17 protein-coding genes are annotated in these 17,969 nt (G+C 30.0%); 1 reads left to right on the top strand and 16 read right to left on the bottom strand.

The window, feature by feature from the left end:
- The coding region (locus I6U48_RS25475) for a Glu/Leu/Phe/Val dehydrogenase dimerization domain-containing protein (RefSeq protein WP_281421854.1) at window positions 1-469 on the bottom strand (469 nt) is incomplete at its 3' end.
- A 411-nt stretch (window positions 470-880) separates the two neighbouring features.
- Between I6U48_RS25475 and I6U48_RS25480 the strand changes: the two genes are divergently transcribed.
- Window positions 881-1,339 carry an Lrp/AsnC family transcriptional regulator gene (locus tag I6U48_RS25480; protein WP_218323285.1) on the top strand — a complete coding sequence of 153 codons (459 nt, stop codon included), beginning with the start codon at window positions 881-883 and terminating at the stop codon, window positions 1,337-1,339.
- A gap of 74 nt (window positions 1,340-1,413) precedes the next feature.
- Here the strand turns inward: I6U48_RS25480 and I6U48_RS25485 are convergent, their stop codons facing one another.
- The 15 genes from I6U48_RS25485 to I6U48_RS25555 all read right to left on the bottom strand — a co-directional run bounded on the left by I6U48_RS25485 (window position 1,414) and on the right by I6U48_RS25555 (window position 17,968).
- Entirely contained in the window at window positions 1,414-2,385 is a 972-nt protein-coding gene (locus tag I6U48_RS25485; protein WP_218323286.1) for a tyrosine-type recombinase/integrase, read from the bottom strand.
- Between the two features lie 115 nt (window positions 2,386-2,500).
- Entirely contained in the window at window positions 2,501-3,205 is a 705-nt protein-coding gene (locus tag I6U48_RS25490; protein WP_218323287.1) for an MgtC/SapB family protein, read from the bottom strand.
- Window positions 3,206-3,420: 215 nt separating this feature from the next.
- Window positions 3,421-5,724 carry an ATP-binding protein gene (locus I6U48_RS25495; RefSeq protein ID WP_246615557.1) on the bottom strand — a complete coding sequence of 768 codons (2,304 nt, stop codon included), beginning with the start codon at window positions 5,722-5,724 and terminating at the stop codon, window positions 3,421-3,423.
- Between the two features lie 3 nt (window positions 5,725-5,727).
- A complete protein-coding gene (locus tag I6U48_RS25500) occupies window positions 5,728-6,909 on the bottom strand; it encodes an ABC transporter substrate-binding protein (protein ID WP_218323288.1) in 1,182 nt (393 codons plus the stop codon).
- A 283-nt stretch (window positions 6,910-7,192) separates the two neighbouring features.
- The gene (locus I6U48_RS25505; protein ID WP_218323289.1) at window positions 7,193-7,477 is read right to left on the bottom strand and encodes an STAS domain-containing protein; all 285 of its coding nucleotides are present in this window, start codon (window positions 7,475-7,477) and stop codon (window positions 7,193-7,195) included.
- A gap of 10 nt (window positions 7,478-7,487) precedes the next feature.
- Window positions 7,488-9,482 (bottom strand): methyl-accepting chemotaxis protein, encoded by a 1,995-nt coding sequence (locus I6U48_RS25510; protein ID WP_218323290.1) that lies wholly within the window; start codon window positions 9,480-9,482, stop codon window positions 7,488-7,490.
- A 41-nt stretch (window positions 9,483-9,523) separates the two neighbouring features.
- Window positions 9,524-9,907: an ATP-binding protein gene (locus I6U48_RS25515; protein WP_218323291.1), complete on the bottom strand. Its 384-nt coding sequence runs from the start codon at window positions 9,905-9,907 to the stop codon at window positions 9,524-9,526.
- A 17-nt stretch (window positions 9,908-9,924) separates the two neighbouring features.
- Window positions 9,925-11,421, bottom strand: a complete 1,497-nt coding sequence (locus I6U48_RS25520) for a SpoIIE family protein phosphatase (protein ID WP_246615558.1) — start codon at window positions 11,419-11,421, stop codon at window positions 9,925-9,927.
- A gap of 275 nt (window positions 11,422-11,696) precedes the next feature.
- Window positions 11,697-13,070: a HAMP domain-containing sensor histidine kinase gene (locus I6U48_RS25525; RefSeq protein ID WP_218323292.1), complete on the bottom strand. Its 1,374-nt coding sequence runs from the start codon at window positions 13,068-13,070 to the stop codon at window positions 11,697-11,699.
- Entirely contained in the window at window positions 13,061-13,720 is a 660-nt protein-coding gene (locus tag I6U48_RS25530) for a response regulator transcription factor (protein WP_218323293.1), read from the bottom strand. Before I6U48_RS25530 ends, I6U48_RS25525 begins: the two co-directional genes overlap by 10 nt.
- A gap of 101 nt (window positions 13,721-13,821) precedes the next feature.
- Window positions 13,822-14,577: a lantibiotic immunity ABC transporter MutG family permease subunit gene (locus I6U48_RS25535; RefSeq protein ID WP_218323294.1), complete on the bottom strand. Its 756-nt coding sequence runs from the start codon at window positions 14,575-14,577 to the stop codon at window positions 13,822-13,824.
- On the bottom strand, window positions 14,578-15,330 hold the full coding sequence (locus I6U48_RS25540) for a lantibiotic immunity ABC transporter MutE/EpiE family permease subunit (RefSeq protein ID WP_218323295.1): 753 nt from the start codon (window positions 15,328-15,330) through the stop codon (window positions 14,578-14,580).
- A 1-nt stretch (window position 15,331) separates the two neighbouring features.
- A complete protein-coding gene (locus I6U48_RS25545; RefSeq protein ID WP_218323296.1) occupies window positions 15,332-16,039 on the bottom strand; it encodes a lantibiotic protection ABC transporter ATP-binding protein in 708 nt (235 codons plus the stop codon).
- A 127-nt stretch (window positions 16,040-16,166) separates the two neighbouring features.
- Window positions 16,167-17,060 carry a GGDEF domain-containing protein gene (locus I6U48_RS25550; RefSeq protein WP_218323297.1) on the bottom strand — a complete coding sequence of 298 codons (894 nt, stop codon included), beginning with the start codon at window positions 17,058-17,060 and terminating at the stop codon, window positions 16,167-16,169.
- A 176-nt stretch (window positions 17,061-17,236) separates the two neighbouring features.
- The gene (locus I6U48_RS25555; RefSeq protein WP_218323298.1) at window positions 17,237-17,968 is read right to left on the bottom strand and encodes an ABC transporter permease; all 732 of its coding nucleotides are present in this window, start codon (window positions 17,966-17,968) and stop codon (window positions 17,237-17,239) included.
- Window position 17,969: the final 1 nt, after the last annotated feature.

Genomic DNA, 17,969 nt, shown 5'->3' on the forward strand with positions numbered 1-17,969 from the left:
ATTCTGTCATAAAGCTTTGGCAGAATCTCATTATTTCATTGTCTGACTTTCCTCTTGGATCGAAGTCTGAACCACCTTTACCTCCGCCTATTGGAAGTCCTGTTAATGAATTCTTTAATATTTGTTCAAATCCCAAGAATTTTACAATTCCTATGTACACTGATGGATGAAATCTAAGTCCTCCCTTGTAAGGTCCTATAGCTCCGTTGAATTGTACTCTGAATCCACGGTTAACTTGTAAGTTTCCATTGTCATCTACCCAAGGAACTCTGAACATAATTTGTCTTTCTGGTTCACAGAATCTTTCAAGTAAGTTTTCATCCATGTATTCAGGATGTTTTTCAAATACTGGTCCTAAAGAACTTAAAACTTCTTCAACTGTTTGTAAGAATTCTGGTTCATTTCCGTTTCTCTTTTTAACGTTTTCAATTACTCCATTAATATAAGCTGTTACTCTTTCTTTTGTCATTTTAAAATACCCCCAGACAATTTATTTTTCATTTTAAAAATTTATTTGTTGTTTCCTTGTATTCATAATACTATAAAAATTAGGAATTTTAAACTTTTTGGTGCAATTTCCATAATAATTAATGCATATTTAGCTATTATGTTAAATTTATTTTCTAAAATCCTTTTTCATTTGTAGTTGATATTAATTTTTTTAGCTGAAAACGTTATCTTGGTTAATTTTTTTTATAGATATTACACTTGTTATTAAATTAACATCATTTGATATCGTTATCATACTTTAAATTTTGTAGAATTAATATTATAATTAGTTATATAATATTAATTAATTAATATTTTTACTTTATTATTGAAAAAGTTTACATTGTAATAAATTAAGAATAATAATTATTGATTCAAAGGGGTGCTTCTTATGGATAGTTTAGATATTAAAATACTAAAATTGCTGCAAAATAATGCTAGAATTACAGCTTCTGATATCAGCAGTAAAATTAACTTATCAGTACCTGCAGTAAGTGACAGGTTAAGGAAACTTGACGCTTCAGGAGTAATAGAAAAGTATACCATTATCATTAATGCCAAAAAATTAAATAGAGATCTTACAGTTATTATGTTTATTAGTTTGGAATCTCCTAAATATATTAATAAGTTTTTGGATTCAATTCAAAAAGAGGACGAAATTTTAGAGTGCCATTATCTTGCAGGCGACTATGATTATGCTCTAAAAATCGTTACAGAAAATACTGAAACTCTTGAAAAGATATTAAATAGAATTAAAAGTTTGAATGGAGTTGTTAAGACAAAAACAACAATTTCCCTATCAACCATCAAAAATAACTATTCAATAATGCCTACAGAAGATGATTGCTAACATAATTAAATAGCAATTGAAACGAATTAACATCTACATAACAGCTGTACATATAGCAGAGTCCTCTATATATACTAGCTGTTATGTTTTAACCTAAGTTTTTTTAATCTTTCCACCTCAGAATTAGGTATTTTTCTAAAACCTTTATCTGTTCTATACGCTTTAACTATACCTTTATTGCACCATTTGATCACTGTTATAGGTGCCACATTAAATATCTTTGAAAACTGAGACGGTGTGAGCATATCTTTTAGGGCTCTATCTGAATACTTCTTGCCATTTGTTTTATATCCTAAAACTTTATCTATTTCTTTATTACTGTACCCTTGATTTTTTAATTTAATTTTATAAAAATTTCTTAATGTGGCTATAGTTATGTCGGTATCTGAACAATTTTTTCTAAATATCCACCGAATTCCTGCTTCTGTATATTTTGTCCCCCTTTCATTTATGAAAAGATATTCTTCCATAACATATATTTCTTTCAGATATAATTTTAAGGAATTCTCTACATTGGAGTTCATGGGTATCTTTCTTTCATAAGCTCCAGTTATATTGATAACTCTATTGTCAAAGTCTAAGTCTTCTAGCCTAAGTTCCTTTACCTCTAAAGCTCTTAACCCAGAATTGGCAATTAAGTTTAACATAGTATAATTTTTAATTCCATCGCTTAGACAAATATTCTGCAGAATGGCTTCTATATATTTTTCATCTACATCATTGACCTTATCACTTTTCTTTTTGGATGTCCTCCTCCTCATACTGTTATCTACAACCATATTTTCTTGTATTCCTTCACTTATTAAAAAACTGTTGTATGATTTAAAAAAGTTTATATAGCTGTTGATAGAAGTTTTACTTACTTTAGATGAGACACTTTCAAGATACATATCAACTGCAGATTTTTCTAGTCTACTAAAAGTTTTTTCTGTATTCTCCTCATACCATTTTAAAAACTTTCTTAAATAGTATATATATAAATATATAGAACTATCTCGCTTATTTTCTTTTAATAAATAGTTGTTATATTTATAGAACTTTTCCATTTTACCTCCCTCTTTAATAATTATTTTCTCGACTCGATTCCTCATATTATATCAAATTTTCTCCAAACATAAACCAACTAAATTAGACGGATTCACATGAGTTTTAATATATGATTTATACTAATATAACCTTTATTATTCCATTCTTTTTTCCTAAGTCATTAATTATTTCATTAGCAGTAACTTTTTTAGGTACAAGAATAGTATAAAATCCCTTCATACAATCCTCATCTAGATCTTCTGCATCTTCTAATGCAAATTCTATATTTTTCATTATTATATTTTTTGAATCAAAATACTCAATTATGCTATTGGACATTTCTATTCTGTTTACATACTCTATTTCAATCTTTATCAAGTCTTTTTTAATTAAGAATTTAGTCTCAAATCTCTTTAATGAAACAAGAGACACTACAACAGCAACAGTAGATAAAACACTTAGATAATAGTATCCCAATCCTACAGCTAACCCAATGCATGCTACAACCCATAAAGTTGCAGCAGTAGTAAGTCCCTTTACAGAACCTTTCTCATGTAATATGGTTCCAGCACCTAGAAATCCTACACCGCTTACTACCTGTGCATCTAATCTGCCTATATCAGCTTTAAAGATATTGGTAAACTCTGGATGCTGAAGAATTAAATTTTTAGTGCTTTCTACCTCATACAATTGAATCATAGATATAACCGCCGCTCCAAGACAAACTAGTATATTAGTTCTAAATCCCGCCGGTCTATTTTTAAACTCCCTTTCATATCCAACAGCGCCTCCTATTACTACTGCTAAAATTAGTCTTAATACAACTTCATATTCATTCATATAGCCTCCTACATTAGATGTATATTTCCTGGCAAATGACCATCAACTAAAGTCTGCTCACTTTCTTGTTACTTCTGGTCTTAATGCCGTTTTATACTTATCTCCTACTTTTTTATTACCATTATAATTTAAGCTTATAGATTTATCAAATATTTTAACTACTAATAATTTTTAGCATAAACAATCTTATTGTCAATGTTAAATATCAGCCATATTTATCTATATAGATAAATGTCAGAAAATTCGACTTTGATTTCATTTATCAATCTATTATCAACATCCAAAAATGGCTGAGTTTCACTATCTATTATTTCTTTTTTTTCAGGCAGCCTTATAATAAAGGTGCTCCCAACATTTAGTTCACTTTCCAACTCTATTGAGCCTTCTAAAGCATCAACTAGTAATTTTACAAGTGCTAAACCAATACCTGTTCCTTCTGCCTGCCTAGATAAATTACTATCGACTTGCCCAAATCGTTCAAATATTAATTCTTGTTTATCCTTTGGAATACCAATGCCTGTATCGATTATTTTTATTTGCATTAAATTTAATTTCTTATTTTCACTAAGTATAACTATAATTTTCCCTCCACTCTCTGTGAATTTTATGGAATTTGAAATAATATTTAATATAATTCGTTCGTATTTTTCATCATCAATACTAATAATTTTACTGTTTAAGTTAGATTTAAAATGTATTTTTATATTCTTTTGATTTGCATATACTTCTACCGATTCTACAATCATCTTAGTTAAAAACACTATATCAACATTCTTCATATGTAATTTAAATTGTCCTGAATTTAATCTTGTAATATCTAACAAGTTATTTGTTAATCTTAACTGTCTAAAAGTATTTTGCTTTATATTTTCAATCAATTCTTTAACTCGATCCGATATTTGATTTGAATATACACACTCAATTAATTGAATTGCAGAATAAATAACATTTAAAGGGGTTTTAAATTCATGACTAATTAAGGATATAAACTCGTCCTTCATAACAAGTGCTTTTTCAAGTGCTTCTCGTTTTTCTTTTTCTGATTTAAAAAGAAGTTCTTGTTGTTCTTTAACTTTGTTCTCTATATGTTTACGTTCTGTAATATCTTCCATACTCCCCTCTAGGTATTTATATCGTCCTTCATTGTCATAAACAATATTGCTATTTATATGAACCCAAATAGCAGTTCCATCATAACGCCGTAGTTGTGTCTGAAAATTACTCATATCCCATATATCCGCCAACACAGATTTATCCTTCTCAGTATACGTCAAAGCTTTATATAATAAATAGTTGGCATTAACCTTCATTAACTCTTCGCTCTTAGAATACCCTAGTATAGAAACAGCCTTCAAATTAGCATCTAATATTTCACCAGTATTTGTTACACGAAAAAGTCCTATTGGTACTCTATCATATAAGCCTCTATAACGTTTTTCACTCTCTGATAGTGCAGTTTCACGCGCTTGCAAATTAGAACTCATTAATTTAAAATCTTCTGAAAGCTTATTAAGTTCGACAAAAGAAGCAGGTATACAAGATAAAGAATTAACTTGAATAAAATCGCCAACTGCTAAAGCGTTTGTTTCCTTGCTAAGATAATCTAATGGCTTAATAACATATCTTTTAAGTTGTTTGTTCATACTTAATACTAAGGTTACCCCAATAACTATGAATGCTAATAATGTTATAACCTCCAAAAAAATATACGAACTAAAAAAAACTGATAATGGAATTTGGTCTACTACAATCCATCCAGTCATTTTTACTCTAGTAGAACTGCCAATAACTGAACTTCCATTATAAATATAAAAAGATGTACTTTTTCCCATTAATGTATTTTTAAATATTCCCAAGTTACTAAAGTTACTTTGTTGTTTAACTAAATCTGAAAATGGGTGAGCTAACAAAGTTCCAGTTTGATCCATAATAAAAACAAAATTCTTGTTGGATTTATTTGAAATATTTTTAATCTCCTGTTGAAACAAAGCTAAGTTAAGCTCACCTATTACAGTTCCTCCATCTAAAAGGGGCCTAACCAAATAGACTGTTGGTTCACCAGTTCGAAGTGAAATAAATGGATGAGAAATAATAAGTTTTTTCTCTATACTATTTTTTTTCAAATCTGGTAGATTAGATAAGTCCAAACCTGTATACCTTGAATCTGAAGGCATCATTAATGTAATTTTATCATTTTTATCTAAACAATATATAGTTTCAAAGTATCCATAGGCCTCCCATGTACTTTTCATAAAAGATGATAAATTTTTTGTTTCTGATGTTTCTGCTACTCTAGCAATCGCCTCTAGAATTCTTCCACCATGATCAAGATGATACTCTACTATTTGAGCCATCGATTGTGTCACTTGACTTTGATTATCCTCAAGATTATGCTCTCCTAAGCAACCTATAACAATATTTATTATTATACCTATTATTGTTAAAGGTATGAACATCTTAAATACTAATAACTTTATAAATACCTGTCGGAGATAAGGAGTTTCTTTATTCTTATTCAATATTTATTCACCTCTAGAATCATTTAAAATTAATTTATCAAGGTTGATAAAATCATGATTATGAATATCACCTATGTAACATGGCCTCTTTACATCTCCAAATTTATCAAAAGAAAAAGGTCCTAATACACCTGGAAAATCGCGGATCTTTAATAGTTCTTGTTTTAACCCTTCAGATTTTCCACCAGTTTTTCTAAGGGCATCTGCCAATACCATAGTAGCATCATAAGCAAGAGCTGATCCAAATGAAGGTTTATTACCAAATCTAGCTTGGTAACCTGCTTGAAAATTATTAAATTCTTTCGGTTGCTTAATTAACCATCCATAGGCTTGTTCAAATTTCATTCCTTCAACAGCCTCTCCTCCGTTATTAATCAAATTTTCAGTTGGCGCCCAAGATGAAGTAAATAATGGAACCTGCCAACCTATAATTCTAGATCTTTGAGCAATAAATGCCGTATCTATATCTGAAGCAACAATTAATAATCCTTCTGCTTTACCTTCACGCAGTCTTATCAATAATGTTGAAAAATCTGGTTGTGTCACAGATGAAAAACTAACTTCATCACCTACGCTCCCACCCAGAGATTTAAATTTATCTTCAAAGTCTTTACTATAATTCTTTGAATATGCATAGTTATCCATATCATATATAACAGATATTCTTTTTATAGAATTGTGATTATAAATATACCTAGCAAAGGCCTGAGCGCTATCTTTAAAAGATGGATAAACCCGAAAAAAATAATCATCCAAGCTACTCAATTCAGGTGTTGAAACCGTTGAGCCTATCATTACTACTTTAGCTGGGTTTGTAACCTTTAAGCCTTCTAAAGTTTGTGAACTTGTTGCATGTCCAATAATTGCAATAACACCCACCTTAATTAATTCATCATCTGCAAATTTTGCCTTTTCAGGTACTCCGAAGTCATCTCGGATAACTAATTCAACCTTACGTCCTGAAATTCCACCCGATCCGTTAATTTTCTCTACTGCAAGTTGTACTCCATTTCGTTCTTGTACTCCTAATTCAGCTTGCCTTCCAGTTAATTGGGCAGAAAACCCAATTAATATAGGCTTATTATTAGTTCTTACAAAGAGTAGAATTAACATTGATATTAATATTAATATCAATGTAAGTTTAATACGAGAATTATTAACTACATTTAGTTTATTTGCAATCATCTTAGATAACTCCTTTAATAGTTTCACGCCTTATGTATTTACACTATTTTCAAAATATATCAACCAAATACATAATTCTCTATTAATACAAAAAAACCTTTATATTTTTAATGACATTATGCGACAAAACACCAGCTTATAATGCTGGTGTTTTTATAGATAACCACGGCCGAAAGTAAACTTATCCTCCGTTGGTGTTTATATTACAATAAAATTTTATTTTTAAAGTTTATAATTCATAGTTAATACCCTCGAAATACAATTTTCTATAAATTCTCTGCTTTCAATGATTATGTATTTCAAATACTTTATCTAATCGAGTCATATTAAAGACTTTCATGACTTGCTCATTAATTGAATAAAGTTTAAGACTCCCGTTTATGTTTTTACATTTTTTATAGGTTGATACTAAGACTCCAAGACCTGTACTATCAATAAAGTTACATTTGCTGAAATCTAATTTAAAGTTCTTTTCTCCATTGTTCATTAGATAATTTATCTTTTCTCTGAGTTCATCAGCCTCATCCACAGCAAAATTTTCAGGTATCACAATATTTAATTCGTTCATTTAAATCACCTCAAATTATAAATTTTTCCACAAGATTATTTAGTGAAACTGCCATTGCGCTAGATTCTTGTGCACTAGCAGCTACATTTTCAATTGTTGTATTTTGTTCTTCTGCTGATGCAGCGACCTCTTCACTACTAGCAGCTGTAGTTTCAGTAATAGTTGCAATTGTATTTATAAGACTTATTATTTTATCAGAACTAGCTACCTCATCCTTTGTAACTTCTACTATTTGATCTATATCTTTTGCTATTTGTCTTACCGCATCTATGATGCTAACGAAAGATTTATCTGTATCATTTACTATAGACACTCCATTTTCAACTGCATTTTTGCTTAAGCTCATTGACTCTACCGCTTTACCGATTTCAATGACCATTTCATTTACTAGTGAAGATATTTCATTAGCACCGACATTAGTTTCTTCTGAAAGCTTACGAACTTCTTCTGCAACTACTGTAAATCCTTTTCCATGTTCTCCAGCCCTTGCAGCTTCAATAGCCGCATTTAATGCTAGTAAATTAGTTTGAGATGATATATTATTTATAGTATTAATAATTCCACTAACTTTTTTAGAAAATTTATCTAATACTTTTAATATGTCTTCTGTTTCAATAGATGCTCTACTAATATTTTGTATGGCTTCAACAGTTTCTTTAACCTTCATTCTTCCCTGTTCTGCTGCATCCATAGTATGATCAGAGTTGTTTTTCGTTGTAATAGCTCTATTTTGAGCTATTTGAACTAAACTTGAAAGCTGCACTAAAACTTCTGATATTTCTATGATTGAATTATTTTGAAGCTGAGAATTTTCCGAAACTTGTTGTATAGTGTTAGTTATTTGTTCTGTTGTAGCACTTATTTCTTCATTTGAGGCAGCTAACTCTTCCGAAGATGCTGCTAAATCTTCTGATCCTTTTCTAACGCTATTTATTATATTATGTTGGTGTTTAATCATTATATTAAAATATTCACCTAAAGTTTGTATTTCATCTCCTGTATTTATTTCAGCTCTTACTGTTAAATCTCCATCCCCAGCCCTAGTCATTAAGTCTTCTAAATTTTTAATAGGACGTATTATACTTTTTATAGAGAATGCATATGCCAAAATTACTGATATGACTATAGATAGTATGGTTATCATAATTGTGATTCTTCTAATGCTTAATGCAGGTGACATGTATTCATTATAATTAGCTGTTACGGCCATAAACCAATTATTAACAGAAACAAATTTTACAAACTTTTTAACTCCATTATAGGTGTAATATCCTTCTGCAACTTTACCAGCTTTAACTTTTTCAACTAAAGTTTTCAATTCTGCAATGTTGTCATTTAAAATATTTTCTTTAAGTATTTTATCGCTTTCAGGATGATAAACAATTAGTCCATTCTTATCAATCATATAAGCGTATCCATTATTTCCAATTTTAACCTTTGAGGCATAATTGCAAATATTATCAAACTTTATTGAGCCGACTATTACACCTACAACTTTTCCATTATCTTTTATAGGTTTCGCTACTGATATTACTAGTTTTCCAGAAAGCTTAGATGTTACAACTTCACTTATATTTTCATTTCCTTTTAAGGCATCTTTTACATAATCACGATCACTTAGGTCAGTATCAGATTTCTCAGATTTACTGCTTACAACCTCTTTACCAGAAGAATTTACAATTGATAAAATCTCTATTTGACCATTATTTTGACTTTGTAATTCTGATAGATAATTAAAAATATCAGTCCTATCCTTTTCATCTCCATTAACAATCCCAACCAAACGGTCATCTAAACTTATCATCTCAACATATTTACTTACTGAACTTATATTTTGGTTTATAGCTTGAGCTGTTTGTGTTGTAGTATCTCTTATCTGCTGCTCAATTGTGTTTTGCATTGACTGAGAAGTTCTTATATAAGAAAAACTTCCTAATATAACAAGAGGAATAGCTATAAATATAAAAAACATTAAGCCCAATTTATTTTTCAAACTTTTCTTCATTGATAATGCCTCCATTTCTTCTTTAGCACATTTATTAGGTTTTATACTAAAAGTGATTTTTGTATGACTAAAGTATTTTTTTTCATTTCTATATTATCTGAAAGATTTTTAATAAGAAATAATCCTCTTCCTTGATCATCTAACAAGTTTTCTTCTGATATCTCCTTATTAATTATTAAATTTTTAAAACCACTTCCACTATCTTCAACTTCAAATCTTACACTTGAGTTATCACATAAATATCTTAAATAAATAGGCTTGTCTACATTCATTTTATTCCCATGTTTAAATGCATTAGTCAAAGCTTCCGTAAGTATTAGCTTAATATCAAAACTATATTCAAAAGCATTTAGCTCAGCAATTATTCTGTCTATAACTTGCTTATGTTCTGACAGACCATATAAAATGAACTCATTACTTTTCATTCTCAATCCCCCCCAAGTCATTTTATCTCTAAGGCAACTATAGTGCTATCGTCTTTTAGCCCTCCAATGTCAGCAACTGTATTGTTTAAAATGCTACTTAAATAAGATATAAATTCAGCTATTGTATATGCTTTGAAACAATTTTCTTTAATTTCATTATCATTAAATATAAATTCCAATCCATCGGTAGGAAAATAAAACCTATCACCTTTTTCAAAGTAAATTATTTTTTCATCAAATATACTATCTTCGAACATTCCTAAAAATGGCCCTCTAATAACGAATTCCTCTGGTTTACATTTGTTTTTTTGAAATAAAAATTGACTTATGCCAGCACCAACTACCTTTGCTTTATTTTTCTTAAAATCTAAACTAAAGCAACAAGCTGCAATATGTCTATCATCTAAATAATCAACAATTTTTTTATTTAAATTATAGGCTATATCTGAAGGATCAACACTTAACAATACGGCTTCATGAAATAGTACAAAAAATGCAGACACACTAAGAGCAGCTGTGATTCCCTTGCCACTGACATCACCAACTATTCCCACAGCCAAATCTTCATTCACCTTACAAATCCTGAAAAAATCTCCACTTACCGTCCTTGCTGGCATAAACAAACTATCCATTTTAAATTTATCCGGAATTGGAGAAGTATTATTAAGATACTTCTTTTGAAACTTAGCCGCTCCGTTTAGCCCTCTTTTTATCTCAGTGATATTTCTAATCACCGATTGTATTGCTGGTTTCCCCTTATAAGTCAAGTAACTCGAAGAAATTTCCACATCAACTGAACTATTATCGTATCGAACAATCTTATAATCAAAAACACACTTTGTCTTTTTTTCTTCCAATATGTGCTTAACTCTTTTATGCATTGTCTTTAAAAACTCTTTGTCTACATATTTATATATGCTTTCTCCAATAATCCTACTATAATCTATACCTACTAATTTACATGCTTGATGATTTACTAAAACAATTTTATTTTCTACTGTTATAACTATTGCCTCTGGTGAAAGATCAACAATTTTTCGATATCTTTCTTCACTTTCCTTAATTGTATTTGCTAATATCTTCTTTTCAGTAATATCTTTTAATTGTTCAATTACTAATGCTACCTCTCCATTCTCTCCAAGTATTGGATTACAGGTACATTCCATAAATCTATTAAATTCTGAAACGTACTTTTCTGTCTTTATCATACGTTTAAGCTTAATAGCTTTTTCCACATCACAACTTTCACATTTTTCTTGTCTATTCAAAATTTCATAACATTTTTTATTTCTAACTTCATCTCGTGTCTTGTTATAAAACTTATATCCAGCTTCATTTAGAAATAAAAGAGTCTTGCTCTCTGGGTTAAATACTCTTATTATATCTGGAATTCCACTTAATACTCCTTCTAAAAGTCTTGTATAATAATCATTTTCAACGAGTTTAACAATTTCTTTTGAACTACCGAAAAAAATTTTTTCCATGAGTTCATTGCCTTTCAGTTCGTATTCCAAATCAGCCACCTCTATATCGATTAAGTAATGATAAATGTCTTTGATCTTCAATAATATTTAATTTTTTAGTAGATTTATAAATTGCATTTAACTGAACATGTTTCCATACCTGTTTAAGTAACTCAATATAATAATATAATATTTACATTATTTTTTAAAGGTATATTATTATAAATATGGAAAGCAAGTTGTATTATTTGATAGAATTGTAAATCTAACTTTTCAATAAAATAAGTACCGCAAACTATTTAAAAGTAATTTGCGATACTCATTTTTTAACTCCTATTCTTAGGTATTCTTATTATCACTTGAGCTCCTCCAGTTTTTGTAGAGTTAGATAACTCTACGGTTCCTTGATGGAGTTCCGTAAAAGATCTTGTAATATATAGTCCTATACCATAATGGTTCTTAGAATTTCTGCTCTTGTCTCCTCTGTAAAATTGATCTGATGCAAATTCTAACTCTTCCTTCGAAAATCCTTTTCCACTGTCCTCTATTAAAAATTTCAAGAACTTTTCATCTTCCTCCACTTTAAAAAATAATTTCCCCTTTTGAGGAGAATACTCTACTGCATTTGCAATTACATTTAAAATAGCACGATACAAGAGTTCCTCATCCCCATAAAAGAATTCTGATATGTTTTCCTGATCATTTATAAGTTGAATACTTTTTTCAAATGCCAAAGCTTTTTCCTGCTCTACAATCTTTTCAACAAATGTCTTAGTTTCTATTTTAATTGGACTAAAAGCTAAAATGTCTTCTGATTTTGTTATATCTATTAATACTTTTAGATAATGTTCAATTTCTTCTGAAGCACTTAAAATATACCTATTATACTTCATCTGCTCTTCATCCTTACAGGTTTCTTTAACTAACTCTGCATTTCCTTTAATAATTGTTAAAGGTGTTTTAATATCGTGTGCTAGAGCAGAAATTTGATTTTTCCTTCCTTTTTCCATATTCCATTGTTTTTTCAAAGAGTCCTTTAGTTCACTTTTCATTGAATTTAAAGAATAAATAACCTCTTCAATTTCGCGAATACCTGAATGCTTAGGTTGAAAGTCCAAATTTTGCTTTTTTATTTCTTCTGTCGCCTCCATCAAGAGCTTCATTTCTTTTGAAAAGTATCTTCCAAAGCGAATAGATAACAAGCCTACCTCAAATATAAAAGATAAAATGAACAAAATTAACACAAGCAATTCTGGATTTCCTAAATACTTTTTTAATAAAGGATTACTAAACTGTGCGGTTATAAAATACTCGATAATACAGGTTTCAGTTTTACGTTGAATTACTGCATAATGACGAGTCATACCTAAACTTTTTTCATTTTTCTGCACAACATTCCATGCAGTTTTTGAGGCTTTACTATTAAAATTGCCATAAATCATATTTCCTTTAGCATCAAATACTCCATAACTGCAGCCTTCTGGTATCATTTCTTCAGTAACCTTATCTACTTTAGAAAGCATATATTTACTACTTTCAATTTTTTGTTCGGTGTAGTTAGCAGGTAGTATAATGTTATTCGTTCCCATAAGGAAGAAAGCAAAAAAATATAAAAGTATAATCATAATTGTTCCAAAAATAAAATATAAGATATATCTTACAAATATACTGCAAAGTCCAATTTGCTTTCTTATACCCACTTGTATCCAATCCCCCAGACTGTTTCAATAGGAGAACAACCTACTTTAGCAAGTTTTGCCCTTATATTTTTTATATGCTCCACAATTGCTGAGCTATCACTTTCTCCCTCAAAACCAAATACAGTTTCGTAGATTTTTTCTTTTGAAAACACTTGTCCATGATTTATAGCAAGAAACTCACTAATTTCATATTCACTTTTTGTTAAAGGAACTGAGAATTCTCCCACAACTACTTCCTTTGAGGCTAATTTAAAGTTAACTCCAGATATTAGAAAGCTATTGTGTTTTTCTCTTTTCTCTCTTCGCAGATGTGCTGCAACTCTTGACCGCAATTCTCCAATTCCAAAAGGTTTAGTAATATAGTCATCTCCACCCATTCCAAGTCCTTTTATAATATCTTCTTCCATGGTCTTTGCTGTCAAAAATAGAATAGGGCAATCTACTAAATCACGAATGTTTCTGCAAAGAGTAAAACCATCTATATCAGGCATCATAACATCCAGCAAAATCAAATCATAATTGGAGCACTGCTCCACAGGAAATGTAGAAAATTTGTTTATAGTGGTAACATTATGCCCTTCCTTAGATAAAGCTGCCTTTATAAGCTCTAGAATTCCCTTTTCATCATCAATAGCTAGTATATTTGCCATATTATCCCTCCAATTTGCCATTATACTTTATCTCCCTAACTATAGGAAGATAAAACCATAAATCAGCTTATAAATAGATATATTTCTACAAATTTTTAACTTTAGTCTTCTCTCCTTCCTTCAAATTTATTAAACCATAAAAGACTCGCTAAAAACAAAAGTACTGTAGCTATAATAAACATGTAAATTCCACTTTGAAACTCCCATCTATAAATTTCAATGTTACCTTTATAGGTGTTTAGCCGTATGTAATAATTGGAAACTCTTCCTCCCCAACTACATGGAATCAGTTGCCATAGTCCATTTCCAAGTCCAGTAAGCATAAGAGCCGAAACTAATCCCTCAGCTATTCCAATTCCTATAGAAGCTCCACTTCCAAATTTAAAACTACATAATAAATGCATCAAATATAAAAAAATTTCACAAAACAGTAAAAGTAAAATTATTTTTCCATAGAAAGCAGCTGAAAATGAATTTTTATGAAGCAAAAATTTCAATCCTAATGCTAGCCCACCTATAGCTGTAATGAGCGATCCCAACGCCATAAGAATTAACATGCATACCTTACTTACAAAATTCAATAATTTATTTTTTGACATTAGAAGTTCTTGAAAATTTCCTGCACATGCTTCTTGTTCTACCACCATAGCACATACAATTCCAATTATTAGCGGAAATCCTACAGATAACACTTCCATAAACCCTTCTACTTTTGAAATATTATTTATATTTGAAAAGGAATAATAGAATAAAAATGCTGATGTGATTAATATAGGAACAATAACATGTATCCATACTATTGAGCTGCGCTGAATTTTTCTAAAATCTCCTGCTATAAGCCTAAAAAGCGTACTCATTTATTCTGCCTCCTGTCCTTCATACCATTTTGCAGTTAAAATTGTTAGTACTATAAATAAAACTATTGTAATTATAATTCCAGGTAAAATTACATTGGTGGATAAAAGTTCTGGTGTAAAAGTTGTATTCCCTGGAATAGCTGGAAGGCCATTTGGTAGCGTCTTCAAAATTGGACACATTAATCTAGCTGGAATGGCATAAGGTGTTATCCATAATATTTTTTTTACAGCAAGTATTATACCAAGTATCATATAAGCTGCTAAATTTATCAATATGGTTGGAAACATTCCAATTTTGCCACTAAGAAACAAACAAAGTGGTGCTTGCCATAGAAATGTAACAATCAAAATCGAAGTTCCTAAAAATGCACTAGACGCGGTGACTGTTCCTAGCTTACCAATACCAAAAATATTCCCAATAATTATATTTCCAATTAAATGAATTATAGCAGCAAAAGTAATCATAACTACACATACAAGTATCTTTGCTATCCATACTTTTCTTAAATCAACAGGCAGAGAAAGCACTGCCATGTTTTTCATCTTCTTGTCTTTAACAGCGACAAGAGAACATCCTAAGGATATCATTCCAGGAAGCATGCTGGCATACCACCAATTGTAAGAATTTCCTTCAAAATATGCAGGCTGCAAAAGTAATGGAAAAAGTATTGCAAAAATTGGTGCTATGAAAATAAGTTTTTCAACAAATGTATGCCTTATTTTCAAGTATTCTGATTTAAAATAAGTTTCCATACTATTCACCATCCCTTCTATATTTCCCTGCAACTTCTATAAATAACTTTTCAAGATCTTCTCCCTTTTTCATCTCTCCTTGATAGCCTAGAATTCCACCTGATATTATCCCTATTTCATCAACTACCTGTTCTACTTCACTTAATATATGACTTGATAGAATCACTGTAATCCCACACTTTGGGAAAGAACGAATTAGTTCTCTAAGCTCTTGTATTCCAAAAGGATCTAATCCATTAGTAGGCTCATCTAAAATTAAAAGTTTAGGGCTATTGAGAAGAGCAATTGCTATCCCAAGTCTTTGTTTCATTCCCATAGAAAATTGCTGCGCTTGCTTTTTTCCCGTGTTTTCTAAATCAACTATATGTAGTACCTCATCTATTCTTTTATCTGATAATCCTAAAATAGTAGTTCTCACTTTTAAATTTTCTCTTGCAGTAAGGTTTCCATAGAGGGGTGCACTTTCGATTAGAGCTCCTACGTTACTTAAATCTTTTCTACTCCATGGATGATTTTCGAACCAAATCTCTCCACTGCTTGGACGAAGCATTCCTGTTATCATTTTTAAAGTAGTAGATTTTCCTGCACCATTAGGTCCAAGTAATCCATATATGGAATTTTTCCTAACTTTAAGACATATATCTTTTACTGCTTCTTGTCCTTTAAATTTCTTACAAAGATCTCTTGTTTCTAAAATTAACTCCTTCATTATTTATTCTCCTTTTTCATAAATTCTTTTTCCATATTAAAATTTTAATAAACAATTATAAGAATTTTATAAGGAATAAAAAAAGTTATTGTTAAAACTTTTTGATAGTTTTACAATAACCTTTTTATTATGCTATTACCTTGTTTCTTCCAGTATTTTTAGCTTCATATAACTTGTTATCTACTTCTTTTATAAGCTCTTCTTCGCTAAGTTGTTCTTCAAATAGTGTTTTGACTCCAAAGCTTGCAGTAACTTTTATATTCATTCCTTCGTAACTTATTATAGTATTCTCTATAGCTTTTCTCATTCTCTCAGCAGCCTTTACTGCCGGATTTTTACTTGTGTTTTTAAGACAAACTATAAATTCTTCTCCTCCATAGCGGGCTACCCAATCCACATCTTTTCTTATTAAGCGCTTAAGTGTATCTGCAACCATCTTAATAACCTCATCTCCAGCTATATGCCCATATGTATCATTTACTTTTTTGAAAAAGTCTATATCCGCCATTATTAATGATAATGGCTCACCATTTAAAGAGCTGCTTATTATATCTGCCGGAAGCCTTTCGTCTATAAATCTTTTATTAAAAACTTTAGTAAGAGGATCTAATATTACTAGTTCGTTCATATGATTTACTGCATCATGAATAGTACCGCTATCTTTATTTTCTATATTTTCTATAACTCCACTATTAGTTACATCCTTTAGAAGCTCAAGCACCACTGGCACACCATCAAGTTCAACTGGAATAGCTGTAAGCATGTACACTTTTTCACCATTGTATTCTATCTTTACAAAGGTTTCTCTCTCATTATAAGCCCTGGCAGAGACACAATTACTACACACTTTTCCCTTCTTCCAAAGGTTATAACAAGACGATTCTAAGTCTTCCACTTTATTTAATTTTAAATCTAATATTTGTTTTTTCATCGGATTTACCACTCTAACTACATCATAAAGTTTTTTAAATACTGACATAGTGCTGATTAACGCATCTATACTAATACTTTTATCCTCCATATTATCTTCTCCTAACCTAAAGATTAATTTTCCATATTAATGTCACATATCTTATATTATAGCATTAATTGTGTTTCATCGATAGATTACAAGAATAACCAGAGGTATATCTTATATCCCTAATTAATAATCTGTTTTATATACATTGATCTAGTAAAAATATAATAAATTACTTATTATATATCTTTATTATTAAATTCATAAACCCCTAAAAATATAAAAATTACAAACACAACAATACCAATAATATACATATATAACGGTGACTGAAATCCTATATTTGCTCCATAAAGAATTGCTCTTCCTGGATATATCCACGGAAACATGACCCAATACTTCGTATTATTGATGAGAACTGCTGGAACAGAAAATATTACTCCAATACCCAATGGAACCGCAATATTTGAAAATTTCATGCTTAAATAGTACTGCAAAGCTATAACAGGTAAAGCAGCTATAAAACACAGAACAGGTGAATATACTAAGTTCATTGGCATGCTTTGACCTCCTGGAGCTATAATTAACCCCGCTAAAATAACCAATGCCATAAATAAAATCAGATTTAAAAGCACTATAATACATCCTACAATCAACTTAGCCATAAATATGTCGCTTCTTTTAACCGGTAATGTTATTATTCTTTTAAAATTGTCTTCACTATTCTCTATCCTAACTAAGATAGCTATTATAATAGTAATAAACAAAGGTATAATGAACAGCCCATAAAACAGCGAACTTTGTGTATATATCTGCTGCCATACATTTTGGCCCTTTGATGTAAAAAGTTCTTTATATCTCAAAAAATTTGATAAACCCATAATTACGAAAAATATCGGCATAAACATTGCTATGCTAAGCATATTTGAATGTCTTAACTTTAGTAACTCTGCCTTGAAAGCCTTCTTCATT

This window comes from Clostridium thailandense, from assembly GCF_019207025.1.
Taxonomy (GTDB): domain Bacteria; phylum Bacillota; class Clostridia; order Clostridiales; family Clostridiaceae; genus Clostridium_AM; species Clostridium_AM thailandense.